We start from the raw sequence: 26,142 nt of genomic DNA, 5'->3' as shown, positions 1-26,142 counted from the left end.
GCGTGTTGCCTCCGCAGGACTTCGAGGGGTTACAGGCCCCCCGCGGCTTTGCTGCCCTTGTATCCGTCGGTGCGCATGCCGTCGCCGGCGTAGAACCACAGGCTGCCGTCGGAGCGGCGCCCAAGGAGGTCAGCCTTTCCGTCGCCGTTGTTGTCTCCGGCCCCGAGGATCTGGTCGTAGATGGACCAGCCGGTACCGATTTGGCGGCCGGACCGGTAGCCGCCGTTGCCGTCACCCGGGTAGAACCAGAGGCTGCCGTTGGAGTGTCGGGCCAGGACGTCGGGGATGCCGTCGGAATCGAAATCGCCGGAACCGACGATCAGGTTGTAGATGCCCCAGCCCGTACCGATTTTCGAGCCGGTTCGGTAGCCGCCGCTGCCATCGCCGGCGTAGCTCCAGAGTCCGCCGACCGAATCTCGTGCCACCAGGTCCGGGATTCCGTCGCCGTTGGCATCGCGGGCCCCGACCAGCTGGTCAAAGACGTTCCAGCCGGTGCCGATCTGGCGGGCGGATTGGTAGTTTCCCTTTCCGTCGCCGGCGTAGAACCAGAGGCTGCCGTCGGGCCGCCGGGCCACCATGTCGGGTTTGCCGTCACGGTTGGAGTCGCCGACGCCCACGAGCCTGTCGTAGATGTTCCATCCGCTGCCGATGACGCGGCCGGTCCGGTATCCGCCGCCGCCTGTGCCGGCATAGAACCACAGAGAACCGTCCGAATGCTGCGTGACCAGGTCCGGTTCGCCGTCACCGTCGGAATCCCCCACCCCGGTGACGCGGGTGAAGATGTTCCAGCCAGTGCCGATCTTTTGAGCGAGGTTGTATCCGTCGGTGCGCATGCCGTCGCCGGCGTAGAACCACAGGCTGCCGTCGGAGCGGCGCCCAAGGAGGTCAGCCTTTCCGTCGCCGTTGTTGTCTCCGGCCCCGAGGATCTGGTCGTAGATGGACCAGCCGGTACCGATTTGGCGGCCGGACCGGTAGCCGCCGTTGCCGTTACCCGGGTAGAACCAGAGGGTGCCGTTGGGGTGTCGGGCCAGGACGTCGGGGATGCTGTCGGAATCGAAATCGCCGGAACCGACGATCAGGTTGTAGATGCCCCAGCCCGTACCGATTTTCGATCCGGTTCGGTAGCCGCCGCTGCCGTCGCCGGCGTAGGTCCAGAGTCCGCCGACCGAATCTCGTGCCACCAGGTCGGGGATTCCGTCGCCGTTGGAATCGCGGGCCCCGACCAGCTGGTCAAAGACGTTCCAGCCGGTGCCGATCTGGCGGGCGGACTGGTAGTTTCCCTTTCCGTCGCCGGCGTAGAACCAGAGGCTGCCGTCGGGCCGCCGGGCCACCATGTCGGGTTTGCCGTCACGGTTGGAGTCGCCGACGCCCACGAGCCTGTCGTAGATGTTCCATCCGGTGCCGATGACGCGGCCGGTCCGGTATCCGCCGCCGCCTGTGCCGGCATAGAACCACAGAGAACCGTCCGAATGCTGCGTGACCAGGTCCGGTTCGCCGTCACCGTCGGAATCCCCGACCCACGAGGCCTTGTACGTGGACGAAAGCTGCAGTGGCGGCGCAGGGGTGTCGGCACTTCCCTTGGCGGCAAACGTGGAAAGTTGGGAGTACGTGCCGTTCCAGACGTTCGAGTCACCCGCGAACGGCCCCGTGCTGCTGTACTGCCAGATGCTGTAGTTGCTCCAGCTCGAGGGAATGGCACCCGCATTGTTCGTGGGGGCGCTCGGGTAGGCGGCAACCCACAAGGGGTAGTTCCCGAAACCGGAAGCGTTGCCGGTGCACTGGTTCCACCAGGAGGTGTTGGTGTAGATAACGGGAAGTCGCCCGGTCAGCGACAACATGGTGTTCCCGAAGTCGCGCACCCAGGACGTCAGCTGCGCGGGTGACATGCCGTAGCACGTATTGCCGAAGTAGAAGCCGTTGATCGTTCTGCCGGCATAAGGATTGAACTCAAAGTCAAGCACTGGCGGGAGCGTGTAGCCATCCGCACTCCATCCGCCGCCGTTCTGGACGAAGTACCGGGCCTGGTCCGCCCCGGACGACCAGTTCGGGATCGCGAAATGGTAGGCGCCCCGGATCATCCCCACGCTCCGGGAGCCCTGATATTGGGAGCCGAAGGTCTCGCTGGCGTAGTAGTTGCCTTCGCTGGCCTTGACGTAGGCGAACCGGGCGCCCGTGTTCCACTGGTCCTGCCAGTTGACGCTGGGCTGGTGGCCGCTCACGTCCAGACCCTTGACCCCAAACGACGGCGACCACGTGCCCTGCGTCGTCAGCGTTCCGATCGCCGCGGACTGGGTGGACCTCTTGAGGGCCGGGGAGGACGAGGTGACCCGGGCAGAGCGCTGGCCCATCTCTGCGCCGCCGGGACCGATTGCCGCGGCCATCGCCGCCCGGTCCTTGAGTGCACCGGGAGCCGGAGCAGGGCTGGCGGTGGAGGGCCCGGGCGAGGCTGGCGCCGCCGCCTGGGTTGTGCCCCGGGAAGCGGATGGAGCCGGAGCCGCTGTCTTGGCGGCCGTGGGCCCGGCGGTGGCCGTCGGAGCAGGCGGGGCAGTAGCAGCCATGGTGGCGGCGGGAGCCGGCGACACGGTGGGCGACGGCTCGACGGCGCCCGCCGGCTGGGCCAAACCTGGACCGGCCAGGAGTGCGACGGCGAGGATGGTGGCCCCGATTCGGCGGCCGCACTGACTGGCTGGGGCAAGTAGGGTCCGCTTCATATTCCGCTCCGGAGCAATGACACGCTGTCCGAGCCGCGTCACGTAGGTCTCGTGCCCGGTTGAACTGCGAAAAGGCTGTCCGGGGCCAGAGATGGTTTGTTATCGCGCCCACCCTAACATCGGTGGATTTGTGAAACCAGTGTTTCTGGTGTTGCCCACGGGAAAGTTGTCATGTCGAAATCTTGGCAGTTATCCACAAACCGCCTCGCGCGCTATTGTCGCGCCGATCACCCTCCCATAGCTTTAACCCAATTGCCCTGCCTCGGCGGAAGGGCGGCAGTCATATATCGGGGGCCAAGTGGAGGCTGTGCGCATTGTTGAGGATGAAGTCCGCGAGCTGATCCGACGCCGCGGGCTGGACCCGCTGCGGCAGGCCGGAGAAGTCCGGCGACTCGTCGAGGCAGCCGTCACTGACTACGACGAGCGGGCCCTCCTGGCGCCGTTGCCTCCGATCGGACCCTTGGAGCCGGCCAGACGATTCGTCTTCGACGCCGTGGCCGGCTTCGGCGCATTGCAGCCGCTGCTGGACGACCCCGGGATCGAGGAGATCTGGATCAACGCGCCGCATGAGGTCTATGTGGCCCGCAACGGCGAATCGGAGCTCACCTCCATCTCACTTTCCGACCAGCAGGTCCGGGATCTGGTCGAGCGGATGCTGAAGAGCTCGGGGCGGCGCCTCGACATGTCCTCTCCGTTCGTTGATGCCGCCCTTCCCGATGGATCGCGGCTCCATGTTGTGATTCCGGACATCACCCGGCGGCATTGGGCCATCAACATCCGGAAGTTCGTCGTTAAGGCCAGCAGGCTCGAACACCTTGTGGAGCTGGGAACACTCACCCCGCAGGCTGCGCGGTTCCTGGGGGCAGCTGTGGCCAGCGGCCTCAACATCCTGGTGTCCGGCGCGACCCAGGCAGGCAAGACCACAATGCTCAACTGCCTCGCAGCCGGCATCGGCACCCGGGAGCGTGTCATCACCGTGGAGGAAATCTTCGAACTGCAGTTTCCGCTGCGTGACGTGGTGGGCCTCCAGTGCCGGCAAGCGAATCTGGAAGGAGAGGGCGAGATCCCTCTGCGCCGGCTCGTCAAGGAAGCACTGCGAATGCGGCCGGACCGGCTGGTCGTCGGCGAAGTCAGGGAGGCCGAAAGCCTCGACATGCTGATCGCCTTGAATTCCGGGCTGCCGGGAATGTGCTCGATTCACTCGAATTCGGCCCATGACGCCGTGACGAAGCTGTGTACCCTCCCGTTGCTGGCCGGGGAGAATATCTCCAGCGCCTTCGTCGTTCCCACTGTCGCCTCCTGCATCGACTTGGTGGTCCACTGCAGCCGGTACGCCAACGGGCGCCGGCAGGTCACGGAAATCCTTTCGCTCGGACGCAGAGTCGAAAACGGCATCATCGAATCTTCCATGGTCTTTGCCATGATCGACGGACAGCTTCAGCCAAAGGCCAATTCAATGCCCGCTGCGGAGAAATTCGCCCGCTCCGGGTATGACGTCGCTGCGCTGCTGGAGCCACGCTGATGGCCCCGCTGCTCGGGGTGCTCGCAGGGGCCGGACTTCTGCTGATCTGGTGGTCCGCCTGGGAGCAGCCGCAAGCTGCCCAGCGCGCGCCGCGAAGCCGCAGACTGGAGGACCTGCTGCGGACTGCGGGCATAGAGAAGGTCAGCGGACCGGGTTTGTTGGCAAGCTGCCTCGGCGTCGGGGCCTTTACGACCGTCGTGTTCTTCGCACTGACCACGTCCTGGCCGATCTCGGGCTGCTTCGGATTGTTCGGCGCCTGGTTGCCGATGGCCGTCGTGAGGTGGCGCGCCCGGAAACGCGCCGCCGTCCTCCGCCAGCTCTGGCCCGACGTCGTCGACCACCTGCGATCCGCCATTCGGGCTGGCCTCTCGCTGCCCGAGGCTCTCATCCAGCTCGGGGACAACGGTCCGCCGGAGCTCCGTCACGTGTTCCGCGACTTCGGTTCCGATTACCGTTCGGGAGGCCGGTTCGATCCGTCCCTGACCAGGTTGAAGGATCGTCTGGCCGACCCTGTGGCCGACAGAATTGTCGAGGCGCTCCGGCTGACCCGGGAAGTGGGCGGGTCGGACTTGGGCCGCCTCCTGGGCACCCTTGCCGAGTTCCTGAGGGAGAGCGCCCGCACCCGCAGCGAACTGGAGGCCCGGCAATCCTGGACCGTCAACGCAGCACGCCTCGCGGTCGCCGCACCGTGGATCGTCCTCGTCCTGCTGGCAAGCAGACCCGAAGCTGTAGCGGCCTACAACACGCCGATCGGAGCGGGCGTCCTGCTGGGCGGCCTCGCGACCTCCCTGATCTCTTACGCCATCATGTTGCGCATCGGAGCCCTCCCGGAAGATGAAAGGGTCCTCCGCTGAGCGGGCTCATGGCCAGCGCCACCGTGTGCGGTGTGGTCCTTGGCGGCGGACTCTGGCTCCTGCTCGTGGGGCTGCCGTTCATGAGACCCATCAGCTTTGCCGAGCGAATCGGGCCGCAACTGAAGTCCCACAACCTTGAATCGCGACTGCTGCGCACAGCAGCCGGGGACGTGACCCCGTTTGGTCCGCTGGAACGCATTCTCCGGCCGGTGCTCCGGGACGCAATCGCCACTCTGGGCAAAATCAGCCCCGGTACCTCGGCCTTGACGCGCCGGTTGGCCCGGTCGGGGAGCTCCAAGTCGCCGGTCGATTTCCGGGCCGAGCAACTCCTATGGGGCGCCGGGGGCCTGGTACTGGCTGTCGGCGCGGTGATGCTCTTAGGCGCCTCCGGACGGTTCAGTCCCACGATTGCCGCGGTGGTCGTACTGGCCGGCGCCGGCGGCGGTTACCTGCTTCGGGACTACGTGCTGTCGGCGCACATCAAGAGGCGGGAGTCCCGCATGATGGCGGAATTCCCCAGCATTGCGGAACTCATGGCGCTCGCTGTCAGTGCGGGCGAGAGTGCCACGGGCGCCCTGGACCGGGTCTGCCGAAGCGCTCGCGGCGAATTGTCGAAGGAATTCACCCGCGTTCTCGCCGAGACCAGGGCAGGGACGCCCCTGGTCGACGCGCTGAAGGGGTTCTCGTCAAGGACGGACCTGGGCCCGCTGATCCGGTTCGTGGACGGAATGATCGTGGCCGTCGAACGCGGGACGCCACTGGCCGACGTGCTGAGGGCCCAGGCGCAGGATGTCAGGGACACGGCGAAACGCGAACTGATGGAATCAGCCGGAAAGAAGGAAATCGGGATGATGGTGCCGCTCGTTTTTGGGGTGTTGCCGCTCACTGTCGTATTTGCGGTTTTCCCGGGTCTGGCTGCCATCAGTCTCGGACTCTAGGCCAACAGGAAGACAGCCAGGCCAACAGGAAGACAACCAGGCCAGCAGGACGACAACCAAGCCAACAGGAAAGAACTGGTCCAACAGGAAAAGAACAGGACCATAGCGTAGACAAGGCTCCAACCACCAGTACAAAGGGGACACATTGAAACTCATTGGTATCCGCATAGCGATGTCGATCTTCGCCTTGAATACGCTGCTTCGGCGGCCATCGGCACGGGCCGCGCTGGAACGGCGGCCGGCCCAGGACCACCCTGAACGCGGGGACGTGCCGGGGTGGGTGATGATCACCCTGATGTCGGCCGTTCTTGTCGCTGCCCTGCTGGCGATCGCGGGGCCGGCGCTCGAGGGACTGTTCAACCAGGCGATGGACAAGGTCGGGCAGTAACCGGTGGGTGCACCCGGCGAATGCTGGGGCCGAGGTCTGCACGCGGACCGGGAAACGGACAAGGAAGCGGACCGGGGCGCGGCCGTGGTGGACTTCGTCCTGGTCGGCGGCCTGCTGACGCTGTTCTTTCTGGCCATCATCCAGCTCACCCTGGTCCTCCACGTCCGGAACACCTTGATCGACGCGGCCGCCTCCGGTGCGAGATACGGCACGCTCGCGGACCGCAATTCCGGCGATGCCCGGGACCGGACGGCCCAGCTGATCGGCGTGGCCCTCAACCCTGACTTTGCCAGAGACGTGACCACGAGTGAAACCACCTATCAGGGCATCCGTACGCTGGAGGTGATCGTCCGTGCCCCGCTGCCGGTGATCGGTCTGATCGGGCCGCGGGAACTCCTGGAGGTGCGGGGGCATGCGGCTATCCAGTCCTGACTGCCAGGAGTCCAGCGGAGCTGATGGCTCCGAACAGGGGAGCGCGGTGGTGGAATTCATCTTCCTGTCCCTGCTGCTGATGGTCCCGCTCGTTTACTTCGTCATCACCGTAGGGCAGATCCAGGGAGGCTCTTTCGCCGTCGTCGGGGCCGCGGACCAGGCCGCCAAGGTCTTCGTTTCCCAGCCGGATGCGGTGAGCGGGAGGGCCGCCGCGGAGCAGGCCGTCCTGCTGGCGCTCGCCGACCACGGGCAGGAGGCCGGAAACGCGAGCCTGGACACGAGCTGCCAGCCGGCTGACTGTATGGCTGCCGGCTCCGCCGTGACCGTCACCGTCAATCTCACCGTGCCGCTGCCGTTTGTTCCGTTCAGTGATGCCCTCCACCTCAACGCGAGCCGGCTCAGCGCCTCGGCGACCCAGCTGGTCGGACGCTTCCGGTGAGCCGCATGATCGTGCCGGGCCCCAGCGACTGGAGACACGACAGGCGGCACAGCGGTCGGCGCAGAAGGCTGCGTGCAATGCACGGGGAAGGCGGCCAGATGACGGTGCTGATCATCGGCTACGTCCTGCTCGCCCTGCTCGTCGCGACCGTCGTGGTGGCCGTGTCCAGCGTCTACATCGAGCACAAGAAGCTGCTCTCGCTGGCCGACGGCGCCTCGGTGGCGGCGGCCGACAGCTTCACTCTGGGGCAGCTCGAGAATTTCACCGGAACGCCCACCGCCGTGCTGGACGGCGGAAGGGTCAGGGGCGCCGCCGTCGACTACCTGGAGCGCAACGGTGCCTTCTCCCGGTTCAGCGGCCTCGCCGTGGCTCCCGAAACCGGCAGCCCGGACGGTTCCACCGCCGTCGTGACCCTGAGCGTCGCTGTGCACCCTCCGGTGGTCAATTTCCTGGTCCCGGACGGCATCAGAGTCGAGGCGAGTTCGACGGCGCGCTCGCGGCTCACCCGCTGATAACCAGGCAAGTCTGCCGGAGTGCACCGCCGGGAGAACGGGCGGACCGGCCAGCACGGATAGCGTAGGGTTAAAAAACCATGGCTAACATTGATTTTCCCGCAGAAATCCGCGCGCTGCGCGCCACCTACGCCTCCATCGAAAACGTTTCGAATGTCGAGGCGCTGAAGGAAGACATCGCCGAACTGAGCGAACGGGCCGGTGAACCCAATCTGTGGGACGATCCCGCCGCCGCCCAGGTGATCACCTCCCGGCTCTCGCACCGCCAGTCCGAACTGGCACGCCTGGATTCGCTCACCTCGCGGATCGACGACCTCGAAGTCCTCGTGGAGCTTGGCCAGGACGAGGATGACGCCGCCTCCATGGGGGAAGCCGCCACGGAGCTGGAGTCGATCCGGAAGGCGCTGAAGGAACTCGAGGTCGTGACGCTGCTGTCCGGCGAATTCGATGAACGCGAAGCCGTGGTCACCATCCGCGCCGGCGCCGGCGGCGTGGACGCCGCCGACTTCGCCGAGATGCTGATGCGGATGTACTTGCGCTGGGCCGAACGCCACGGCTACCCGACGACCATCATGGACACCTCCTACGCCGAAGAGGCCGGGCTGAAATCCGCCACCTTCGAAGTCAAAGCACCCTACGCCTACGGCACACTGAGCGTCGAGGCCGGCACCCACCGCCTGGTCCGGATCAGCCCATTCGACAACCAGGGCCGCCGCCAGACCTCCTTCGCCGCCGTCGAAGTGATCCCGCTGATTGAACAGACGGACTCCATCGACATCCCGGACAACGAAATCCGCGTCGACGTGTTCCGCTCCTCCGGCCCCGGCGGCCAGTCGGTCAACACCACCGACTCGGCCGTGCGCCTGACCCACATCCCCACCGGCACCGTGGTGTCCATGCAGAACGAGAAATCCCAGCTGCAGAACCGTGCCGCTGCCCTCCGGGTGCTGCAGTCCCGCCTGCTGCTGCTCAAGAAGGAGCAGGAGGACGCCGAAAAGAAGGCCTTCGCCGGCGATGTGAAGGCCTCCTGGGGTGACCAGATGCGCTCCTACGTGCTCAACCCGTACCAGATGGTCAAGGACCTCCGCACCGAACACGAGGTGGGCAACACCTCCGCGGTGTTCGACGGCGAGATCGACGACTTCATCGACGCGGGTATCCGCTGGCGGACCGACAACCGGAACGCCGAGAAGTAGGCCAGCGCCGGCGCCAGGCCTGGCGGACCGAGCCTGCCCGCACGGCGCGCTGACGGCCGCAATCGCGCGACACACCCAGCAGCTCCAGATCAACGGCAGTTACCCGTGCGTATAGTCGAGAAGCCGGAGCTTTACCTTCCCCCAACGAAAGCCCGCGCACCGGCAGCAGGACTGGCCATGAGCCACGCCCTGCAGGGTACTTAGGGCCATGATCCGATTCGAAAATGTCACCAAGGTCTATGACCAGAAGGCGCGCCCCGCGCTGGATTCGATCAACCTTGAGGTCGACCGTGGCGAATTTGCCTTCCTGGTCGGCGCCTCGGGCTCCGGCAAGTCGACCTTCCTCCGGCTGGTCCTCAAGGAGGACCACGCCTCCTCCGGCGCCGTCTATGTCGCGGGCCAGAACGTGGCGAAGATTTCCAGCTGGCGGGTTCCCCGGCTGCGCCGCGGGATCGGCGTCGTGTTCCAGGACTTCCGGCTGCTGCCGCAGAAGACGGTGTTCGCCAACGTCGCTTTCGCGATGCAGGTCATCGGCAAGAGCCGCAGCGTCATCCGGGACACCGTGCCCGAGGTCCTGAAGACCGTCGGTCTGGAGGGCAAGGAGAACCGCCTGCCGCACGAACTTTCCGGCGGCGAGCAGCAACGCGTGGCGATCGCGCGCGCCGTTGTCAACCGCCCCGGGATCCTGCTGGCCGACGAGCCGACCGGAAACCTCGACCCCACAACCTCCATGGGCATCATGGGCGTGCTGGACAAGATCAACCAGAACGGGACCACCGTCGTGATGGCCACGCACGACGACGACATCGTCAACGAGATGCGCAAGCGCGTCGTCGAGCTGAAGAACGGCGTCGTGATCCGCGATGAGGCCAGGGCCCTGTACACCTCGATGATCCCGGTCGTGGGACAGTCGCGCCGGCTCAGGGACGCCAGCGGCAGGGACCCCGAGCCCGCTGCCGGATCAGCCTCCTCCACCCGCAGCGAGGTACGCGCCGACTCACGCGCTGCCGCCCGTGCCGCAGGGGAGGGCCAGCTGTGAGGCTTGCTTTCGTTCTCGCCGAGATCGGCAGCGGCCTGCGCCGCAACCTGTCCATGGTGGTCTCTGTCATCCTGGTGACCTTTGTGTCCCTGACCTTCGTCGGTGCCGCCGGCATGCTGCAGCTGCAGATCAACCAGATGAAGGGGTACTGGTACGACAAAGTCCAGGTGGCCATCTTCCTGTGCAGTGACGGTTCGACGGCGGCCGGCTGCGCCACCGGCCCCGCCACCGCCGAGCAGCAGGAGAACCTGCGCGCGCTCCTGCAGTCACCCGCGGTGGCCCAGTACGTCAACGACTTCCAGTTCGAGTCCAAGGACGACGCCTACAGACACTTCAAGGAACAGTTCTCGAATTCCCCGATCGTTGACTCCGTGACGCCGGACCAGCTGCCGGCGTCGTTCCGGATCAACATGAAGGACCCGGAGAAGTACCAGATCATCAGCGAGACCTTTTCCTCGCAGGCCGGCGTGGAGACCGTGATCGACCAGCGCCAGCTGCTCGAGCGGCTGTTCTCCGCGATGAACGCCGCCTCGCTCGTCGCGGTCGGCATCGCCGGCGTGATGATTGTCTGCGCGATCCTGCTGATCGCGACCACCATCCGGCTGTCCGCGTTCAGCCGCCGCCGCGAAACCGGGATCATGCGCCTCGTCGGCGCCTCCAAGATGGTCATCCAGCTGCCGTTCATCCTGGAGGGCGTGATTGCGGCCGTGATCGGCGCCGCCCTGGCCTCGGGCACGCTCTGGGCGGTGGCCCACTTCTTCCTCGGCGACTATCTGTCCCGGCAATACCCGGACACGGCCTTCATCTCACCCGGGCAGACCCTGATCCTGGCCCCGGCCCTGATCGGGATGGGCGTTCTCCTGGCCGGAATTTCCTCACTGCTGACCCTCCGCCGATATCTGAGGGTCTAGTTTGCGCAACGAAAAGGGATGGCACATGACACCGACGGATCGACGGGCACGGCCGTTCAGCCAGGCCGGACAGCGCCTGGCCGGACGCCGCAGCCGCGTGATCAGCGCCGCACTGGCGCTGGTGCTGGCGGCCAGCCTGGGCACCTCGACCCCGGTTGCGTTCGCAGACGAGCTTGAGGACCAGCAGGCCGCGCTCCGGGACGAGGCGGCCCGGGTCCAGCACTCCCTCGAATTCGTGGATGCCCGCATTGCCCAGGCCGCGGGGGACCTGGTCCTCTACCAGGGTCAGCTTCCCGGGGCGCAGCAGGCACTGCTCGAGGCCCAGGGCCGGGTGGCCGGCGCCGTCAAGGAGGTCGAGGCCCTGGCGGCCCGGGTGGATCTCGCGCAGCAGAACAAAGCCAAGATCACGCAGCAGCTGGAGACCGACAAGCAAAAGATCGCTGACACCAAGAAGCTGATCGGGCAGATCGCAACCCAGGCTTACAAGTCCGGCGGCGTCCCCTCCAACCTCTCGCTGTTCTTCGGCTCGAACAACGGCAGCCTGACGGACACGATCGACCTCGCCGACCAGGCGATGCGCAGCCAGAACGCGGCGATGGACAAGCTCACCCAGCAGAGCGCCACGAACACCAACGCCCAGGCCCGCCTCGAAGCGGTGGAAGCTGAAATCAAGGACCTCAAGGCCAAGGCAGACGCAGCGTTGGCGCGGGAAAAGGCGGCCCGCGACGAGGCCGAGGCCAAGAAGGCCCAGGTGGACAAGCTCATCGCGGACACCACCCGGCTCGACGCCGAACTGCAGGCGGCTAAGCCGGGCATCCAGACCCAGCTGGCTCAGGTCAAGGCCCAGCAGGACGCCGTCGCCGCGGAAATCGCCGAGCGCGACCGGAAGCTGCGCGAGGCCTGGGAAGCCGAGCAGCGGCGCATTGCCGAAGCTGCCGCGGCAGCCGCCCGCGCCCGGGGCCAGGCAGTCCAGCCGTACGTCCCTCCGGCGCAGGGGTCGCCGTCGGCGTTCGGCCTGCGGAGTCCCTTCAACGGCGTCCCGATCACCTCCGGCTTCGGCTGGCGTGCGACGCCGCCGGGCACTATCGACTTCTACGGCCAGGGTGGCTATATGCACACCGGCATCGACTTCGGCGCCGCTTGCGGCACCCCGGTCTACGCACCGGCGGCGGGTACCGTTTTCTCCGCCGGCTGGGCCAACGACGGCGGCGGCAACAATGTGAAAATCTCGCACGGTGTTGTCCAGGGCAACTCGCTGACCACGATTTTTTATCACAACACCAGTGTCGTTGTGTCCCGCGGGCAGCAGGTCAGCCAGGGGCAGCTGATCGCCTATTCCGGAACCACCGGAAACTCCACCGGCTGCCATTCGCACTTCGAGACCTGGCTCAACGGCCGGGCCGTTGATCCGACGAACCTGCTCTGATCCGCCCGGAGCGAAGCCTCGCGGCCGAGCAGCGGCTCTGCCGTAAACTGGAAGAAATCCGCGCCGGAGTGGCTGCGGACCCCCGGACCCCTGGCGCGCAGCCAGCCAACACACGATTCAAGGAGTTCTACCGTGCCGAAAGAAAGTGGCCGTAAGGTAGTGGCCACCAACCGCAAGGCCCGGCACGACTACCACATCCTCGACACCTACGAGGCCGGGATCGCGCTCATGGGCACGGAGGTGAAGTCCCTTCGCGAGGGCCACGCGTCCATGGTTGACGGCTTCTGCACCTTCTATAACGACGAGTTGTGGATGGAGGGTATCCACATCCCGGAGTACCACCAGGGGAGCTGGACCAACCATGCGGCCCGCCGGCGGCGGAAGCTGCTGCTGCACCGCGACGAGCTCACCAAGATCTCGCACAAGATCCGTGAGTCAGGCTTCACGATCGTGCCGCTCCAGCTGTACTTCCTGGACGGACGCGCGAAGGTGGAAATCGGCGTGGCCCGCGGCAAGAAGGAATACGACAAGCGCCAGACGCTGCGCGAGCAGCAGGACAAGCGCGAGGCCCTGCGGGTGATGCGCGAACGGAACCGCCGCTAGCGGGAATCATTCTGCGGGGGCGTGCGTTATGCTAGATAGTCCGGGAAGGAATCGAGCGGAATCCGCGAAGCGGTTCAGCTGCAGATCTGACCGGTTTGATAAAAAAATACGGGGATGATCGGTTTCGACGATGTTAGTCGCGACAGGTGAAGCGGGCCGAGGATGCAGAATTATCTCGTAAACGCTGTCTGCAAACCAATAAGTGCCGAATCAAAACGCACTGACTTCGCTCTTGCTGCCTAAGCAGTAAGACAGTCCGTCAGCCCGAGGTTGCTATTGCCCCGGATCCTGGCGTCATTTAGATAGCCACTGCTGTTTACCTCCGTCATCGGGGTGAACGGGACTCTTAGATGACTGGGCCCGGATCAGCCAGCTGTTTGCAGCGTGGCCGGGGCCGAGAAAGTCCGACGCAAACTGCGCCCGGAGAAGCCCTGACAACACGACATCGGACGGGGGTTCAATTCCCCCCATCTCCACATGGGAGCGCCGGAAACGGTGCTCCACCCCGTATAAAAAGGCCGGAAGCTCATGCTTCCGGCCTTTTTGATGTCCCGAGCTTTCGCTCCGTGTTCCCGAGCGTTCCCGCTCAGCGTTTCTTGATGTGCGCTACCGGGTCCGCGTGGGTTTCCGCGATGTTCTTGGTCTTCTTCTCGGCCCGTTTTTCCTTGATGGTTTTCACCGGCTTCTTGGCCTGGTGCTGGTGCGGCGTTTTGTCAGGCATTGCGCCCTCCCTGAGGCGGAGGGGCCCGCGTGGCCCCGTGCTTCTTAAGTTACGCCTCCGGCACCGCGACGTCCACGATGCCGACGAACCGGCTGCCGACTCCCTCATACTCGCTGCGGACCAGCCCCTCACCGAGCGGCGGGATCTCATACGACGCGTGATCGGCGCAGATGACATAGGTGAACTCAGGCCACCACTTCTTCGGCCGGGCCGCTTCGGAGAACCCGCAGACCGCACATGTCAACTGGACCCAGACCGGGCGCTTGCCCGTCCGGTTCGCCCTGGACTGGACCAGCCATGCCGGGGGGTTGTCGAGGAGCTCGCCGAGCTCCGCATCGGAGAGACGTGGGGGGATACCGTGACGGTGAGCCATTTCCAGCGGAATATCGAGGATCTGGGCTGCTTCACGACGGGTAACCATCCATCAACGATACGTGATGGCAGGGCGGCAGCAGGCCCTGCAGGCGGCCCGGGCGCCGCGATGTTAGGCTCATCACAAACCCGGTGCCGCCTTGCCGCGGGAGGCAGTGAGGAAGGCAGCAGCCATGTCCGGAACGCCCGCCGCAGCCATGTCCGTCCTGGAAAAACGCGTACTGTTCGTCGCGATCATCGCCTCCTTCATCGCCTTCTTGGACGGCTCGGTGGTCAATCTTGCCCTCCCGGCGATCGGGCGGGAGCTGGGCGGCGGCCTCGTGGTCCAGCAATGGGTGGTGGACGCGTACCTCCTGACCCTCGGCGCGCTGATCCTGGTGGCGGATCCCTCTCGGACCTGTTCGGCCGGGTCCGGGTCCTGCAATGGGGCCTCGCCGGTTTCACCGCCACCTCCGTGCTCTGCGGCCTCGCCTGGAGCGGGGAGTCGCTGATCCTTACCCGCGGTCTGCAGGGTGTCGCCGGGGCACTGCTCGTGCCGAGTTCGCTCGCGCTGATCGTGAGCGTTTTCAGCGGCCCGGCGCAGTCCCTGGCGATCGGCCGATGGTCGGCGTGGACGTCCGGGGCGATCGTCGCGGCGCCCCTGCTCGGCGGCCTCTCCGTCGACCTGTGGACGTGGCGGATCATTTTCTTCCTCAACGTGGTTCCGGCAATTGCCGTCTGGCCGGTCCTGCTCAAACTGCGGGAACTGGACCTCGCGCGCACTCCCGGCGGCCGGATCGACGTCATCGGGACCATCCTGGCGGTCGTAGGGCTTGGTGGTACCGTCTATGCCCTCATTGCCCGCGGCAGCATGGGCTGGGGCTCTCCCCAGGTCTGGTTGCCGCTGGCCGCCGGAGCCGCGGGCCTGACCGCATTCCTGATCCATGAGGCGCGGACTCCGGCCCCGATGATGCCGCTGCGGCTTTTCGCCATCCGCAACTTCGGCTGGGGCAACATCGCGACGACGGCGATCTACGGCGCCCTGTCGCTTGGCTTCTTCGTGCTGGGCCTGTTCCTGCAGCAGGTGGCCGGGCTGGGTGCCACCGCGGCCGGCTTCGCCCTGCTGCCCTCCACGCTCATCCTGTTGCTGCTCTCCTCCCGGGCCGGAGCCCTCGCCGGCCGCTTCGGTCCGCGCTGGTTCATGACCGGGGGACCCTTGCTGTGCGCCTCCGGATTCCTGCTGCTGCTCACCATCGGCCTGCCGCTGAACTACGTCGGCCAGGTCCTGCCGGGGTTGCTGGTCTTCGGTCTGGGCCTGGCCGTCACCGTCGCACCGCTCACCTCGGCCATCCTCGGAGCGGTGGATCCCGAAGAAGCCGGCATCGGCTCGGCCGTTAATAACGCCGTCGCCCGTATCGCAGGCCTTGTCGCAATCGCCTTCGCGGGGGTGATCACGGGACCGGCCGTCACGACGTCGGGCCTGCGCAACACCGCGGCGGTCACCGCGGCGCTGTTCGTCGTGGGGGCGGTGTCCTCCGCCGTCGGCATCCGGAACCGGCCGCCGGGGGCTAAGCAGGCGCCGGACGCGTCTAGCCAGCCAGGCTGAGGCCGAGCGCCGCGGCAGCCAGGCCGGCCAGCAGATTGGCGGCCACATTGAAGGCGGCGGCGCGGTAGCGCGTCTCGCTGACAAGCCGCACCGTGGCGGTGGTCCAGGAGCTGAAGGTGGTGAGGCCCCCGGCCAAGCCCGTCGCGAGCCCGGCATGCCACTCGGGTCCCAGGCCAAGCCGGTCCGTCACGCCGATGGACAGGCCGATGATGAAAGATCCGACGATGTTCACCGTCAAGGTCGCCCAGGGCCAGTGCGGGTGGGGCCCCGGGCGGTGCGCAAACCAGGAGTCAACGGCGAACCGCAGCAGGGCGCCGGCCACCCCGAAGACGCCCACGAGCAGCGCGGCGATCATGAGACCCTTCCCCTCAGGTCGGACAACGCCTTGCCGGACTTCCAGCCGGCGGCGGCGGCCCCGAGCCCGAGCACCAGGGAAAGCCCCAGATAGGCCAGCCAGGTTCCGTGGAAGCCACTGCGGAGCTGCTGGTCCACCGAGAAGACGACCGCTGAGAAGGTGGTGAAGGAACCCAGCAGCCCGGGGCCGAGACCGGCCCGGAGCCAGAAGGCCGTCTTCGGCCGAGCGATCCAGATGGTGGTGAGGGTGGCGAGAACAAAACTGCCGACGACGTTGATCGCCAGGGTGGTCCACGGCACCGCGTCTGCCGCCTCCGGAAAGGCAATGCCAGCCGCGTAGCGCAGCTCCGTTCCAAGCAACCCGCCGGCCGCCACGGCCGCCCACGCCCGCCAGCCCGGCAGGCCCGGGCGTTTCCCTGCCCTGGCCTGCTTCAGCGTGCCCGGCATTCAGCGTCCTGCGATACGGCAGCCTGCGTGGGCCGCCTCGCTGTGAACCCACAGCGCCGAGGCTACTTCCTCGGCGAGGTCGACCTCGCGCCCGCTGGCGCCGGAGCCGACGCGGACGACGAGAGCGCCGCCGAAAGGCCTCCGGCCGATGACTTCGACGGCGGCGTCAAGGTCGATTTCCTCGGCGGCAAGGTAGCGGAGCAACTCGGGGTTTTCATCGCTGATCCGGATGATCCGGCCGCTGTGGCCGTCGTCGAGATCGCTCATCCGGTGGGCCGGGGGCATCAGCACGGAGCCGTCGACGGCCGGGATCGGATCGCCGTGCGGGTCCCGGACCGGGTTGCCCAGCTTGGCCGCCATCCTCTCGATGAAGGTGTCCGAGACCGCGTGCTCCAGCAGCTCGGCTTCGTCGTGTACCTCGTCCCAACGGTAGTCGAGCTCCTGGACGAGAAAGGTTTCGATCAGCCGGTGACGCCGGACCATCAAAAGTGCCAGCCGGACGCCGTCGGCCGTCAGCGTGATCGCGCTGTACGGCTGGTGATCCACCAGGCCCTGGTCCTTGAGCTTGCGGACCATTTCGGAGACCGAGGAGTTGGCGACCCCGAGCCGCTGGGCCAGCTGTGTGGAGGTGATGGGCTTGTCCTGCCACTCCGTGAAGGAGTAGATGACCTTGACGTAGTCCTCAATGGAGGAGGATGGCGGGCTGGTCTTCACAGCCACAAGCCTACCGTCAGGCAGCCCCGGAGAACGTAAGCCACAGCAGGACCAGGTTCAGGGCAACGACGAGGACCACGCTGATGATGGCGGCAATCCGGAGCGGGATACCGTCCGCGAAGCGGCCCATGAGCGCCTTGTTGCTGGTCAGGACCACCAGCGGGACCAGGACGAAGGGAATGCCGAAACTCAGCACAACCTGGCTGAGGACGAGGCCCCACGTGGGGTCGAAGCCCACGGACAGAAGCACGACGGCCGGGATCAGCGTAATGACGCGGCGGGTCATCAGCGGGATGCGGATCTTGAGCAGGCCCTGCATGATGGTTCCGCCGGCGTAGCAGCCCACCGAGGTGGAGGCCAGGCCCGAGGCGAGCAGGCCCACGGCGAAGATGACGCCGACGACGGGGCCCAGGTTGGCGGTGATCGCGGCGTGCGCCCCCTCAATGGTGTCCGTCCCGTCCTCTCCGCCCAGCGTTGACGCCGCCAGCAGCAGCATGCCGATGTTCACGATGCCGGCGATGGCGAGCGCCGCCACGACGTCCCACCGGGTGGCCTTGACGAGCCTGGCCATCGCGGGCAACGGAACATGCAGGTGCGGATTCGGACGGTGCCGGTCCCGGGAGAGGGCGGAGTGGACGTAGATGGCGTGCGGCATCACTGTCGCGCCAAGCATGCTGGCGGCCAGCAGGACCGTGTCCGGGCCCTGGAAGCCCGGCACGAGCCCGGCCAGGACGCCGCCGGGGCTGGGCGGGCTGATGAACAGGCCGGCCAGGAATCCGATGGTGATGATGCCCAACAGGAAGATGATGACGAATTCAAATGGCCGTTGTTTGTTCTTGGCCTGTACCGCGAGCAGGAGCATCGACACGCCGCCGACGATCACGGCGCCGAGGGGCAGGGGCAGCCCGAAGAGCAGGTACAGGGCGATCGCTCCGCCCACGACCTCCGCGAGGTCGGTGGCTGCGGCCACGATTTCGGCCTGGACCCAGAAGGCACGCCGCCAGAACGGCTTGAGTCGTTCGCCGAGGATCTCCGGGAGGCTCTTGCCGGTCACGATGCCGAGTTTTGCGGACTGGTACTGGACCAGCACGGCCATGACGTTGGCTGCGACGAGGACCCAGACCAGGAGGTAGCCGTACTGCGCCCCGGCCGTGAGATTGGCGGCGACGTTGCCCGGGTCCACGTAGGCGATGGAGGCCACGAAGGCAGGACCCAGCAATCCGATCAGTGCCCTGCGCGCTCCCGGTGTCCGCCGGTTGGGCGCTCCCGCCGCCGGCGGTTGGTGTCCAGTTACTTCCAGCACTGCGGGCTCCCATTGCTCGGGGCGTCAACATTGACGCGACGGTCGGTTCCGGCGGATGGTGCGGGCCGGTTCCAAAGTTGTGACTGCCTACAACTGATTGTTAGGCATACCGAAACCATAAACCCCCGCGGTCACTGCCTGCAACGCGGCCGGACATCCTCAGGCCCGGACGGCCCACCAGCTCTGGGTCAGGTAGGGGAGCGGAAGCACCTCGCCGGGGGCATGGCCCAGATGCTCGTGCAGGTACCAGTCCAGGTTGGCGAGCACCTTGGCCCTGGTGGCCTCGCCCGCGGCAAGGTAGTAGCTCCGGGATTTTGCCAGTTCTATAATGTCCGCTGTGGTCACCGGATCCTCCCAGCGGGTCAGGTGGCTCTCGAGTCCGGTGAACTCGGGCCCGAGGAGCGGTTTGAAGTGGGGCTTGTGCACATCGCCGGCATGCATGATCCGCGTGAGCCGGTGGACCCAGGGAACGGAGGTGTCCAACTGGTTCCAGATCAGCCCCAGGACGCCGTGCGGGCGCAGGATCCTGGCGATCTCGGTGCTGGCTCGGAACGGATCGCACCAGTGCCAGGCTTGGGCGATCGTGACAAGATCGTAGGCTGCCGGAGCCAGCCCGGTGTCTTCGGCGGTGCCCTCGATGGCGGCCACGCCGGGCAGTGTCCGCCGGAGCTGTTCGAGCATATCGGCGGAAGGATCGACCGCTACGGTGTGCAGCCCGCGTTCAGCCAGGAGGGCCGTGAACTTACCGGTTCCGGCGCCGATGTCCGCGGCGTCCCTCGCGCCGGCCGGGATCAGCCAGTCGGCCGACTCGCCGGGATATCCCGGCCGGACCCGCTCATAGTGGGCTCCGCCGTCCCGGAAGCTCTGCCCGAGTTCCTGGCGGCGGTCCTCCTGCAGTTTGGGGCCGCTGTGTAGGGTGGGGCCGCCGCGTGCCACGTGCGATCTCCTTCGGGCAGGTCCGGTTGGTACCCTTCGAATTTACCGCACGTGGGGTTACCGCGGAGGCCTACTCCGCCACCGCGCACGGCGCGGCGCCGGCGGTCCCCGGCGTGTTCGGTGCCCAGTGAGGGTAGCTGCGGGCGTCGTTGGACGGCACCCAGCGGCCGGCATCCACCACGTAGTCCCAGCCGAGGCCGGTCCGCCGCAGCTCCTGGATACCGGCGAGCAGCCGCTGCGCATCCTCGAGCCGCGAGCCGAGGCCGAAGCTGGCCCGCAGCGAGCCCGAGGGCAGGCCGAGCCGCTTGAGCAGCGGGTGGGCGCAGAACCGGCCGTCACGCAGTCCGATGCCGTGTTCGGCGGAAAGGTAGGCGGCAACGAGGCCGGCGTCGTAGCCTTCGACGGAAAAATTGACGACGCCGATCATGCCGGCGCCCTGCCCGTCGCCTTCAGGGTCCGTGTCCGCGAAGATCCGGTGGACCGTCACGCCGTCGATCTGCTGGAGACCCTCGACGACGAAGGAGCGGATGGTGTCCTCGTGGGCGTACCACTGCGTCTGGTCCAGGGCGGCAATCACCTGGGTGGCCCGGGCCAGTGTTGCCGCGCCCAACACATTGGGGGAGCCGCCCTCGTGCCGGGCCGGGCCTGTGGTCCAGCTGACCGTGTCCAGCCTGGCGTCGCTGACGGCTCCGCCGCCGGCCAGGTGCGGGGTGCCGGCGTCGAGCCAGTCCGGGCGCCCCACCAGCACGCCGGAACCGAACGGCGCGTAGAGCTTGTGGCCGGAGAAGGCGAGGTAGTCGACGTCGTCCGCGGTGATGTCGATGCGCCGGTGCGGGGCGAGCTGGGCGGCATCGACGACGATCCGGGCGCCGTACTCGTGGGCAAGGGAGGCCAGGGTGCGGATGGGCAGGATCTCGCCGGTGACGTTGGAGGCGCCGGTGACGGCGAGCAGGCTGATGCCGCCTTGCGCCAGCTGTTCGCGCAGCTTGTCCAGGGTCGCGGCAAGGGTGGGGGCGGCCACGACGCTGCGGTGCGGCACGGTCTGCCAGGGCAGCAGGTTGGCGTGGTGCTCGATATCGAGGTAGAGAACCTCCCCGGTGTGCCTGCCGTCGCTGACCGGCAGGCAGCCGGCCAGCAGGTTCAGCGAGTCGGTGGTGTTGCGGGTGAAGATCACGGAGTCGCCCGGGCGGCCGCCAACAAACTCGCGAACGATGGTGCGGGCGTTTTCGTACACGGAGGTGCTGATCTGGGAGGCGTAGCCGGCGCCGCGGTGGACGCTGGCGTAGAACGGCAGGATCTCGTTCAAGTAGGCCGACACCACGGACAGTGCGGGGGCGGAGGCTCCGTAGTCCAGGTTGGCGTAGCGGACGTGTCCGCCCTGGATCAGCGGGGCCTGGATCTCCGCCCCGGTGACCGCGGCGAGCGGCCTGCCGGCGACGGCGAAGCGGTCGGGGAGCGCCGCTGCGGAGGCGGGGCGGACCCCGCCGGAGGCAGGAAAAGTGGCAGGAAAGGTGGCGGGAAAAGTGGCAGTCGTCATGGGACCTCGCTCGAAAAAGGACCCCAAGCACCGGGGATCCGCGCTTGCCGCGTCCGTTCCGGACCGGCCAGGTCGTCACCCGGGGCACCCCACCGCGAATGGAGGGTTGCCGGCCAGCAAACCGGGGTTTAGCGCTGGCACTCGTGACCTGCTTCGAGCCTAGGACATCCCGGCCGCCGCGGAAAAGGCAGGGCAGGAATGTGAAGCGCTTTGTTACGCACCGCAGTGGCTGGTGCCTTTGGTGCGTCGCGGCCTACGGCGCGGCGCTGGCTGCGCTGCTGAGCTGGACATCAAGGCCGAACAAGGCCTCCAGGGCTGCCGTGTAGTCGGCCTGGCGGCCGGCGGTGGCCAGCTCCCTGGCCCGGACGGTCGGGGTATGGAGCAGCCGCCGGACGATGCGGCGCAGGGCGATGTTCACGTCCTCAGCCGGGGCGCCACCGCCGTGTTGCCGTCTGACCCGCTCCATTTCGGCGTCGAGGACGTCCTGGATGTACCGGCGCAGGGCAACGACGGCGGCGTCGACGGCGCGGATCGCTTCCTGCTCCTCGAATTGCCGGGCAGCCTGCCTGACCAGGGCATGGGCGAGGCGAAGTGCTTCGGCGTCCGCTGGGGGAGCGGCAAGCTGCACGGATCCCAGCGTGATCAGTTCGACGCCCGGCAGGTCCGCCACGTGCGGGTCGAAATCGTGGCTGGGAGCCAAGTCAATGACGGTAAGCGGACGGGCTGCGTCCTGCCTCCAGCGCGCCAAGCTGGCGGCGCCAATGCGAGCCCCGGTGCCGCTGCTGCCGATGATGACATCTGCCGCGGCGGCGGCGGCGGGCAGCTCCCGCTCTGTCAGCGGCGTTCCGCCCCGGGCGGCCGCAAATGCAGCGGCCCGCCCGGAGTGGGAGTAGACGGCAACACTGATGCATTGCCTGCTTCTCAGGAGTTCCGCCACGTGCGCGGCGTAGGCACCCGTGCCTACCAGGACCACGGATGCCCCGGCCAGGCTTCCCTGGCTGGATCCTATGGCTGCCAGATCCAGGGCGACGGTGGCGATGGATCGTCCGGCGGCGCTGAGGGCTGTCCGCGCCCCTACCGCCTTGGAAACGCGGGAGGCCGCTTGAAACAGCCGACTCAACCGTCCGCCGGCCGTACCCGCCAGCTGGGCGTCGGCGAGGGCGCGGCGGACCTGGCCGGACACCTGGCGCTCACCGACCACAACGGAATCCAGTCCGGCCGCCACCGCGAAGAGGTGCGCGGGGACCGACGCGCCCTGGACGTACTCGAAATGCGACGTGAGCAGGGCGGCCGGCAGGCCGGAGCAGCGGCAGAGGGCGGCCAGCGCATCGGACCGCGCGGACTCAACGTCCCGGGCCGAGGGGACTTCGCAATAGATTTCGAAGCGGTTGCAGGTGGACAAGACCAGCGATCCGGAAACGGCGGGACTGCTGGCGAGGAGGTCCGGGGCTAGCTCGGTGGAGACAGCATGCAGCCGCGCAGCCGAATCGTGGTCCAGATCCCGGTACCTCGCAATGAGCGCCAGTAGCACCGGCCCCGATCCGGAGTCCCCGGATGCGGGATCCGCCGTTGGATGTGTTCCGGACATGGCTGTTCTCCTCCCAGAAAAGGTCCAGGCCGCGTCGCGACAGGCACTCAGGCCCGCTGCCGTGGCCAGAGTGATGCATCGACCTTCGGGATATCTTGAGCGCCGCCGCCCGGGGAGCCCCGCGGCACAGCAGAACGACGGCGGACGCCCCCGCACGGGAGTCCGCCGTCGTCCGCAAGCGGGACCTTACAGCAGGTCGTCGAGGCCCGGGTTGAGGCGCTTGAGGACCTCCGAGTGCAGGATCGAGTTCGTGGCCAGGGCGTTGCCACCGAACGGCCCGTCCTCACCCTCGAGGGAGGTGAAGCGGCCGCCGGCTTCCGTGACGATCGGGACCAGGGCCGCCATATCGTACAGGTTCAGTTCGGGCTCGCAGGCGATGTCGACGGCGCCCTCGGCCACCAGGCAATAGGACCAGAAGTCACCGTAGGCGCGGGTCCGCCATACTTCCTCGGTGAGGCCCAGGAACTCGTCGAGGTTTCCGCGTTCCTTCCAGCCGCCCAGGCTTGAGTAGGACAGCGAGGCGTCCGAGAGCTGGGAGACGTTGGAGACCCGCAGCCGGGTGGCTGCGGCGAGCGAGCGGCCCATGTAGGCGCCGGCACCCTTGGCCGCCCACCAGCGCTTGCCCAGTGCCGGTGCACTGACGACGCCGACGACGGGCTCGCCCTCGTCAACGAGGGCGATCAGGGTGGCCCAGACGGGGACACCGCGGACGAAGTTCTTGGTCCCGTCGATCGGGTCGATGATCCAGCGCCGGGACCCGTGGCCGGAGCTGCCGAATTCCTCGCCCAGGACGGCATCGCGCGGGCGGGAGCGGGACAGTTGGCCGCGGATCGCTTCCTCTGCGGACTTGTCCGCATCCGTCACCGGCGTCAGGTCAGGCTTCGTTTCGATCCGAAGGTCCAGCGCCTTGAAGCGGCTCATGGTCTGGGAATCTACGGAGTCTGCCAGTACATGGGCAAGGCGCAGGTCATCGTTATAGCTCGAAGCGGGTTGACTCATGGTTCCAAACTACCGCCAAAGGGGGCGGCCCGCCGGGAGGCCACGTTGCCGGGCCACAGGAGGTGGACCGGGCGTGCCTGCACAAAACTACGAAACGGTGCCGAGTTCCTTGACGTCCTGCGCTTCCATCCGTGGGTCCGTGCCCAGCAGCCGGCGCAGCGAGGACAGCCTCGCCGGGCCGGATGGCCCCGCATGGCCCGCAGCCACCCACGCATCCACGCCGCAGTTGACGGCGCTGGAGTCATGCTTGCAGCCCCGCTCACAGTTGTCGGTGCCGGGTTCGAGGTCCGGGAAGGAACGCAGGATCCGGTCCGGATCCACATGGGCCAGGCCGAAGGACCGGATGCCCGGCGTGTCGATGATCCAGCTGCCCGCCGGGGCATCGTTGACCTTGAGCGCCAGCGCGGAGGAGGAGGTGTGGCGGCCGCGCCCGGTGACGGCGTTGACACCGCCGGTGGCGCGCTCGGCACCGGTCAGGGCGTTGACCATGGTGGACTTCCCGACGCCGGAATGGCCCAGCATGACCGTGACCTTCCCGTCGAGGTACGCGCGCAGCTGTGACACCGCGTCCTTGTCCAGCCGGGCGGACAGTCCGTCATCCGAGCGGGCATCGATGCCGGAGGCGGCCGAATCCGCCGTCTTGCTGATGATGACCGGGAAATCCAGGTGCTGGTAGTTGGAGAGGAGCTCGGCAGGATCCTTGACGTCGGCTTTGGTGACGAGCAGCAGCGGCTCAATGCCGGCGTCGTACGCGGCCACCAGGGCGCGGTCGATGAACCCGGTCCGCGGCTCCGGGTTGGCGGCGGCCACCACGATCACGAGCTGGTCTGCGTTGGCGACGACGGCACGCTCGATCGGGTCCGTGTCGTCGGCGCTGCGCCGCAGCAGGGTCTTGCGGTCCTGGATCCTGACCAGCCGGGCCAGGGTGTCCGGTTCGCCGGTGACATCCCCCACGAGCGAGACGAAGTCGCCGGCCACCACGGGGTTGCGGCGCAGTTCCCGGGCGCGGGCGGCGATGATCTTGCGTTCGTGCCCGGTGCCTTCGCCGACGACGGCAGTGTAGCGTCCGCGGTCGACGGTGATGATCCGGCCTGTGACGGCTTCGTCATGGCTGGGCCGGTCCTTGGTGCGCGGTCGCGTGCCCTTCTTGTTGGGACGGATCCGGACGTCCGATTCGTCCCAGGAATCAGTGCTGCGGGCCATGGGGGGCGTCCTTTTCTGCGGCCGGGCCAACCGCGGCTTCTGCCCCAGGGCCCTGTGCCAGCATGGCTGTCCACAGCTGCGGGAAGTCCGGCATGGTCTTGGCCGTGGTCGCGATGTCCTCGACCTCGATGCCCGGCACGGCCAGGCCCAGGATGGCGCCCGCAGTGGCCATGCGGTGGTCCGCATAGCTGCGGACCACGCCGCCGTGCAGGGCAGCGGGCCGGATGATGAGGCCGTCGCTGGTCTCCTCGGCGTCGCCGCCCAGGCGGTTGATCTCGGCCATGAGCGCGGCCAGCCGGTCCGTTTCGTGCCCCCGGAGGTGGGCGATGCCGCTCAGCCGCGAAGGGCCGGTGGCCAGGGCACAGAGTGCTGCCACGGTGGGGGCGAGTTCGCTGGTTTCGTCGAAATCGCCGCCCTTGATCTCCTCGCCGCCGGTCACGGTCAGGGTGCCTTCCTCCAGCGTGACGGTCGCGCCCATCGTGGAAAGGATGCTGCGCCAGAGGTCACCCACCTGGGTGGTCTCGGCGGGCCAGTTGGGGATCCGGACCGTCCCGCGGGTGGCCAGGGCGGCAGCGAGGAAGGGCCCGGCGTTGGACAGGTCCTGTTCGATCCTGAGATCAAAGGCGCTGATGGCCCCGGGGGACACGATCCAGTGGTTGGGACGGGAATCGTCGACAGCCACACCGACTCCGCGGAGGACGGCGACGGTCATGTTGATGTGGTCCAGGCTCGGGACGGGGGCGCCGGGGTGGTCCACGCTCGCGTGTTCCAGATGCAGCCCCTCGCTGAACCTGGCGCCGGCGAGCAGCAGGGCGGAAACGAACTGTGAAGAGGCGCTGGCGTCGATGGCGAGGTGGCCGCCGCGCACCTCGCCGGTACCCTGGACGGTGAACGGCAGCGCGGACGCCGGACCGCCGTCGGGCGAGCGGACCTCGACGCCAAGGCCGGCCAGCGCCTCGATGATGGTTCCCATCGGCCGCTTGCGGGCGTGCGGGTCGCCGTCGAACAGGGTGGCTCCGCGGCGCAACGCTGCCACCGGCGGGACGAAGCGCATGACAGTGCCCGCCAGGCCGCAGTCGATCCCGGTCCGTTCCGCAGCGGCGTCCAGGCCGATCGGCAGGATTTCCAGGTCGGGGCCGAAGGTGCCGTCGCCCGGGACCTCCGTGATCGTGGCGCCGAGCTGGCGGAGCGCCCCGATCATCAGCGCCGAGTCCCGCGAGTGCAGCGGGGCGCGCAAGCGCGAGGGTCCGTCGGCGAGGGCGGCCAGCACGAGGTATCTGTTCGTCAGGGACTTGGACCCCGGAACGGTAACCGTCGCGTCGACGGGCCGCTCGGCAAACGGCGCCCGCCAGTGCGGAGCGCAGTCTGCCGGAACGGGGGTGGCGGCTGCTGTGGGGGTGGCGCCTGTCATT

The 26,142-nt window shown here is 67.5% G+C and carries 26 protein-coding genes, 1 other RNA gene, 1 pseudogene and 1 riboswitch; of the genes and pseudogenes, 15 read left to right on the top strand and 13 right to left on the bottom strand.

Annotated features, from left to right (window positions below; translation table 11 throughout):
- Nucleotides 1-29: 29 nt before the first annotated feature.
- On the bottom strand, nucleotides 30-2,219 hold the full coding sequence (locus tag ACQCSU_RS05435) for a GH25 family lysozyme (RefSeq protein ID WP_426978682.1): 2,190 nt from the start codon (nucleotides 2,217-2,219) through the stop codon (nucleotides 30-32).
- Nucleotides 2,220-2,229: 10 nt separating this feature from the next.
- Between ACQCSU_RS05435 and ACQCSU_RS05430 the strand changes: the two genes are divergently transcribed.
- The 14 genes from ACQCSU_RS05430 to ssrA all read left to right on the top strand — a co-directional run bounded on the left by ACQCSU_RS05430 (nucleotide 2,230) and on the right by ssrA (nucleotide 13,450).
- Nucleotides 2,230-2,682: a hypothetical protein gene (locus ACQCSU_RS05430; RefSeq protein WP_426978680.1), complete on the top strand. Its 453-nt coding sequence runs from the start codon at nucleotides 2,230-2,232 to the stop codon at nucleotides 2,680-2,682.
- 327 nt (nucleotides 2,683-3,009) lie between these two features.
- Nucleotides 3,010-4,233 (top strand): CpaF family protein, encoded by a 1,224-nt coding sequence (locus tag ACQCSU_RS05425; protein ID WP_426978679.1) that lies wholly within the window; start codon nucleotides 3,010-3,012, stop codon nucleotides 4,231-4,233.
- Nucleotides 4,233-5,087: a type II secretion system F family protein gene (locus ACQCSU_RS05420; protein WP_426978677.1), complete on the top strand. Its 855-nt coding sequence runs from the start codon at nucleotides 4,233-4,235 to the stop codon at nucleotides 5,085-5,087. Before ACQCSU_RS05425 ends, ACQCSU_RS05420 begins: the two co-directional genes overlap by 1 nt.
- Nucleotides 5,084-6,025, top strand: coding sequence for a type II secretion system F family protein (locus ACQCSU_RS05415; RefSeq protein WP_426979720.1), 942 nt, complete (start codon nucleotides 5,084-5,086; stop codon nucleotides 6,023-6,025). Before ACQCSU_RS05420 ends, ACQCSU_RS05415 begins: the two co-directional genes overlap by 4 nt.
- 145 nt (nucleotides 6,026-6,170) lie before the next feature.
- A complete protein-coding gene (locus ACQCSU_RS05410) occupies nucleotides 6,171-6,413 on the top strand; it encodes a hypothetical protein (RefSeq protein WP_426978675.1) in 243 nt (80 codons plus the stop codon).
- A gap of 36 nt (nucleotides 6,414-6,449) precedes the next feature.
- Nucleotides 6,450-6,845 (top strand): TadE family protein, encoded by a 396-nt coding sequence (locus tag ACQCSU_RS05405; protein WP_426979719.1) that lies wholly within the window; start codon nucleotides 6,450-6,452, stop codon nucleotides 6,843-6,845.
- A gap of 46 nt (nucleotides 6,846-6,891) precedes the next feature.
- Nucleotides 6,892-7,284, top strand: a complete 393-nt coding sequence (locus tag ACQCSU_RS05400; RefSeq protein ID WP_426978673.1) for a hypothetical protein — start codon at nucleotides 6,892-6,894, stop codon at nucleotides 7,282-7,284.
- A gap of 77 nt (nucleotides 7,285-7,361) precedes the next feature.
- A complete protein-coding gene (locus ACQCSU_RS05395; RefSeq protein ID WP_426978671.1) occupies nucleotides 7,362-7,796 on the top strand; it encodes a pilus assembly protein TadG-related protein in 435 nt (144 codons plus the stop codon).
- An 80-nt stretch (nucleotides 7,797-7,876) separates the two neighbouring features.
- Nucleotides 7,877-8,992: a peptide chain release factor 2 gene (prfB, locus tag ACQCSU_RS05390; RefSeq protein WP_426978669.1), complete on the top strand. Its 1,116-nt coding sequence runs from the start codon at nucleotides 7,877-7,879 to the stop codon at nucleotides 8,990-8,992.
- A gap of 208 nt (nucleotides 8,993-9,200) precedes the next feature.
- Nucleotides 9,201-10,031 (top strand): cell division ATP-binding protein FtsE, encoded by an 831-nt coding sequence (gene ftsE, locus ACQCSU_RS05385; protein ID WP_426978667.1) that lies wholly within the window; start codon nucleotides 9,201-9,203, stop codon nucleotides 10,029-10,031.
- Nucleotides 10,028-10,942 carry a permease-like cell division protein FtsX gene (ftsX, locus tag ACQCSU_RS05380; protein ID WP_426978665.1) on the top strand — a complete coding sequence of 305 codons (915 nt, stop codon included), beginning with the start codon at nucleotides 10,028-10,030 and terminating at the stop codon, nucleotides 10,940-10,942. The genes ftsE and ftsX overlap by 4 nt, the downstream gene beginning before the upstream one ends.
- 25 nt (nucleotides 10,943-10,967) lie before the next feature.
- Nucleotides 10,968-12,368 (top strand): peptidoglycan DD-metalloendopeptidase family protein, encoded by a 1,401-nt coding sequence (locus ACQCSU_RS05375; protein WP_426978664.1) that lies wholly within the window; start codon nucleotides 10,968-10,970, stop codon nucleotides 12,366-12,368.
- Between the two features lie 132 nt (nucleotides 12,369-12,500).
- Entirely contained in the window at nucleotides 12,501-12,971 is a 471-nt protein-coding gene (gene smpB / locus ACQCSU_RS05370) for an SsrA-binding protein SmpB (protein ID WP_024367797.1), read from the top strand.
- A 110-nt stretch (nucleotides 12,972-13,081) separates the two neighbouring features.
- Nucleotides 13,082-13,450: a transfer-messenger RNA gene (ssrA, locus tag ACQCSU_RS05365) on the top strand.
- A gap of 107 nt (nucleotides 13,451-13,557) precedes the next feature.
- Here ssrA and ACQCSU_RS05360 read toward each other — a convergent pair.
- Nucleotides 13,558-13,692 carry a hypothetical protein gene (locus tag ACQCSU_RS05360; protein WP_354239496.1) on the bottom strand — a complete coding sequence of 45 codons (135 nt, stop codon included), beginning with the start codon at nucleotides 13,690-13,692 and terminating at the stop codon, nucleotides 13,558-13,560.
- A 49-nt stretch (nucleotides 13,693-13,741) separates the two neighbouring features.
- Complete coding sequence (locus ACQCSU_RS05355; protein WP_426978663.1) at nucleotides 13,742-14,113, bottom strand: hypothetical protein; 372 nt, start codon at nucleotides 14,111-14,113, stop codon at nucleotides 13,742-13,744.
- A 124-nt stretch (nucleotides 14,114-14,237) separates the two neighbouring features.
- On the opposite strand from ACQCSU_RS05355, the pseudogene ACQCSU_RS05350 reads away from it, so the two are divergent.
- A pseudogene (locus ACQCSU_RS05350) lies at nucleotides 14,238-15,649 on the top strand (MFS transporter).
- On the opposite strand, the gene ACQCSU_RS05345 reads toward ACQCSU_RS05350, so the two are convergent.
- The 10 genes from ACQCSU_RS05345 to aroA all read right to left on the bottom strand — a co-directional run bounded on the left by ACQCSU_RS05345 (nucleotide 15,633) and on the right by aroA (nucleotide 26,141).
- Nucleotides 15,633-16,004, bottom strand: a complete 372-nt coding sequence (locus ACQCSU_RS05345) for a fluoride efflux transporter FluC (RefSeq protein ID WP_426978661.1) — start codon at nucleotides 16,002-16,004, stop codon at nucleotides 15,633-15,635. The pseudogene ACQCSU_RS05350 and the gene ACQCSU_RS05345 overlap by 17 nt on opposite strands.
- Nucleotides 16,001-16,450 carry a fluoride efflux transporter FluC gene (locus ACQCSU_RS05340; protein WP_426978659.1) on the bottom strand — a complete coding sequence of 150 codons (450 nt, stop codon included), beginning with the start codon at nucleotides 16,448-16,450 and terminating at the stop codon, nucleotides 16,001-16,003. Before ACQCSU_RS05340 ends, ACQCSU_RS05345 begins: the two co-directional genes overlap by 4 nt.
- Complete coding sequence (locus ACQCSU_RS05335; RefSeq protein ID WP_426978657.1) at nucleotides 16,451-17,164, bottom strand: metal-dependent transcriptional regulator; 714 nt, start codon at nucleotides 17,162-17,164, stop codon at nucleotides 16,451-16,453. It abuts the gene before it with no gap.
- A 16-nt stretch (nucleotides 17,165-17,180) separates the two neighbouring features.
- A complete protein-coding gene (locus ACQCSU_RS05330; RefSeq protein WP_426978655.1) occupies nucleotides 17,181-18,467 on the bottom strand; it encodes an Nramp family divalent metal transporter in 1,287 nt (428 codons plus the stop codon).
- A gap of 159 nt (nucleotides 18,468-18,626) precedes the next feature.
- Entirely contained in the window at nucleotides 18,627-19,403 is a 777-nt protein-coding gene (locus tag ACQCSU_RS05325) for a class I SAM-dependent methyltransferase (RefSeq protein ID WP_426978653.1), read from the bottom strand.
- Nucleotides 19,404-19,473: 70 nt separating this feature from the next.
- Nucleotides 19,474-20,940 (bottom strand): aminotransferase class V-fold PLP-dependent enzyme, encoded by a 1,467-nt coding sequence (locus ACQCSU_RS05320; protein WP_426978651.1) that lies wholly within the window; start codon nucleotides 20,938-20,940, stop codon nucleotides 19,474-19,476.
- Nucleotides 20,941-20,975: 35 nt separating this feature from the next.
- A riboswitch (SAM riboswitch) is annotated at nucleotides 20,976-21,089 on the bottom strand.
- 104 nt (nucleotides 21,090-21,193) lie between these two features.
- Entirely contained in the window at nucleotides 21,194-22,528 is a 1,335-nt protein-coding gene (locus ACQCSU_RS05315; RefSeq protein WP_426978649.1) for a glutamyl-tRNA reductase, read from the bottom strand.
- A gap of 186 nt (nucleotides 22,529-22,714) precedes the next feature.
- On the bottom strand, nucleotides 22,715-23,527 hold the full coding sequence (hisN, locus tag ACQCSU_RS05310; protein ID WP_354187453.1) for a histidinol-phosphatase: 813 nt from the start codon (nucleotides 23,525-23,527) through the stop codon (nucleotides 22,715-22,717).
- 87 nt (nucleotides 23,528-23,614) lie between these two features.
- Entirely contained in the window at nucleotides 23,615-24,730 is a 1,116-nt protein-coding gene (gene rsgA / locus ACQCSU_RS05305) for a ribosome small subunit-dependent GTPase A (protein ID WP_426978648.1), read from the bottom strand.
- Complete coding sequence (gene aroA / locus ACQCSU_RS05300; protein WP_426978646.1) at nucleotides 24,714-26,141, bottom strand: 3-phosphoshikimate 1-carboxyvinyltransferase; 1,428 nt, start codon at nucleotides 26,139-26,141, stop codon at nucleotides 24,714-24,716. The genes rsgA and aroA overlap by 17 nt, the downstream gene beginning before the upstream one ends.
- Nucleotide 26,142 lies beyond the last annotated feature (1 nt).

The sequence above is a fragment of the Pseudarthrobacter sp. O4 genome (assembly GCF_050157025.1).
GTDB lineage: Bacteria > Actinomycetota > Actinomycetes > Actinomycetales > Micrococcaceae > Arthrobacter.
Note: the sequence above shows the minus strand (reverse complement) of the source record. Positions and strands in the feature narration are given on the sequence as shown.

Coding starts and splice junctions, on each gene's coding strand:
- aroA (WP_426978646.1), bottom strand. CDS start 26,141: ATGACAGGCGCCACCCCCACAGCAGCCGCCACCCCCGTTCCGGCAGAC.
- hisN (WP_354187453.1), bottom strand. CDS start 23,527: ATGAGTCAACCCGCTTCGAGCTATAACGATGACCTGCGCCTTGCCCAT.
- ftsE (WP_426978667.1), top strand. CDS start 9,201: ATGATCCGATTCGAAAATGTCACCAAGGTCTATGACCAGAAGGCGCGC.
- ACQCSU_RS05320 (WP_426978651.1), bottom strand. CDS start 20,940: ATGACGACTGCCACTTTTCCCGCCACCTTTCCTGCCACTTTTCCTGCC.
- ACQCSU_RS05375 (WP_426978664.1), top strand. CDS start 10,968: ATGACACCGACGGATCGACGGGCACGGCCGTTCAGCCAGGCCGGACAG.
- ACQCSU_RS05360 (WP_354239496.1), bottom strand. CDS start 13,692: ATGCCTGACAAAACGCCGCACCAGCACCAGGCCAAGAAGCCGGTGAAA.
- ACQCSU_RS05355 (WP_426978663.1), bottom strand. CDS start 14,113: ATGGTTACCCGTCGTGAAGCAGCCCAGATCCTCGATATTCCGCTGGAA.
- prfB (WP_426978669.1), top strand. CDS start 7,877: ATGGCTAACATTGATTTTCCCGCAGAAATCCGCGCGCTGCGCGCCACC.
- ACQCSU_RS05420 (WP_426978677.1), top strand. CDS start 4,233: ATGGCCCCGCTGCTCGGGGTGCTCGCAGGGGCCGGACTTCTGCTGATC.
- ACQCSU_RS05340 (WP_426978659.1), bottom strand. CDS start 16,450: ATGCCGGGCACGCTGAAGCAGGCCAGGGCAGGGAAACGCCCGGGCCTG.
- ACQCSU_RS05395 (WP_426978671.1), top strand. CDS start 7,362: ATGCACGGGGAAGGCGGCCAGATGACGGTGCTGATCATCGGCTACGTC.
- ACQCSU_RS05345 (WP_426978661.1), bottom strand. CDS start 16,004: ATGATCGCCGCGCTGCTCGTGGGCGTCTTCGGGGTGGCCGGCGCCCTG.
- rsgA (WP_426978648.1), bottom strand. CDS start 24,730: ATGGCCCGCAGCACTGATTCCTGGGACGAATCGGACGTCCGGATCCGT.
- ACQCSU_RS05315 (WP_426978649.1), bottom strand. CDS start 22,528: ATGTCCGGAACACATCCAACGGCGGATCCCGCATCCGGGGACTCCGGA.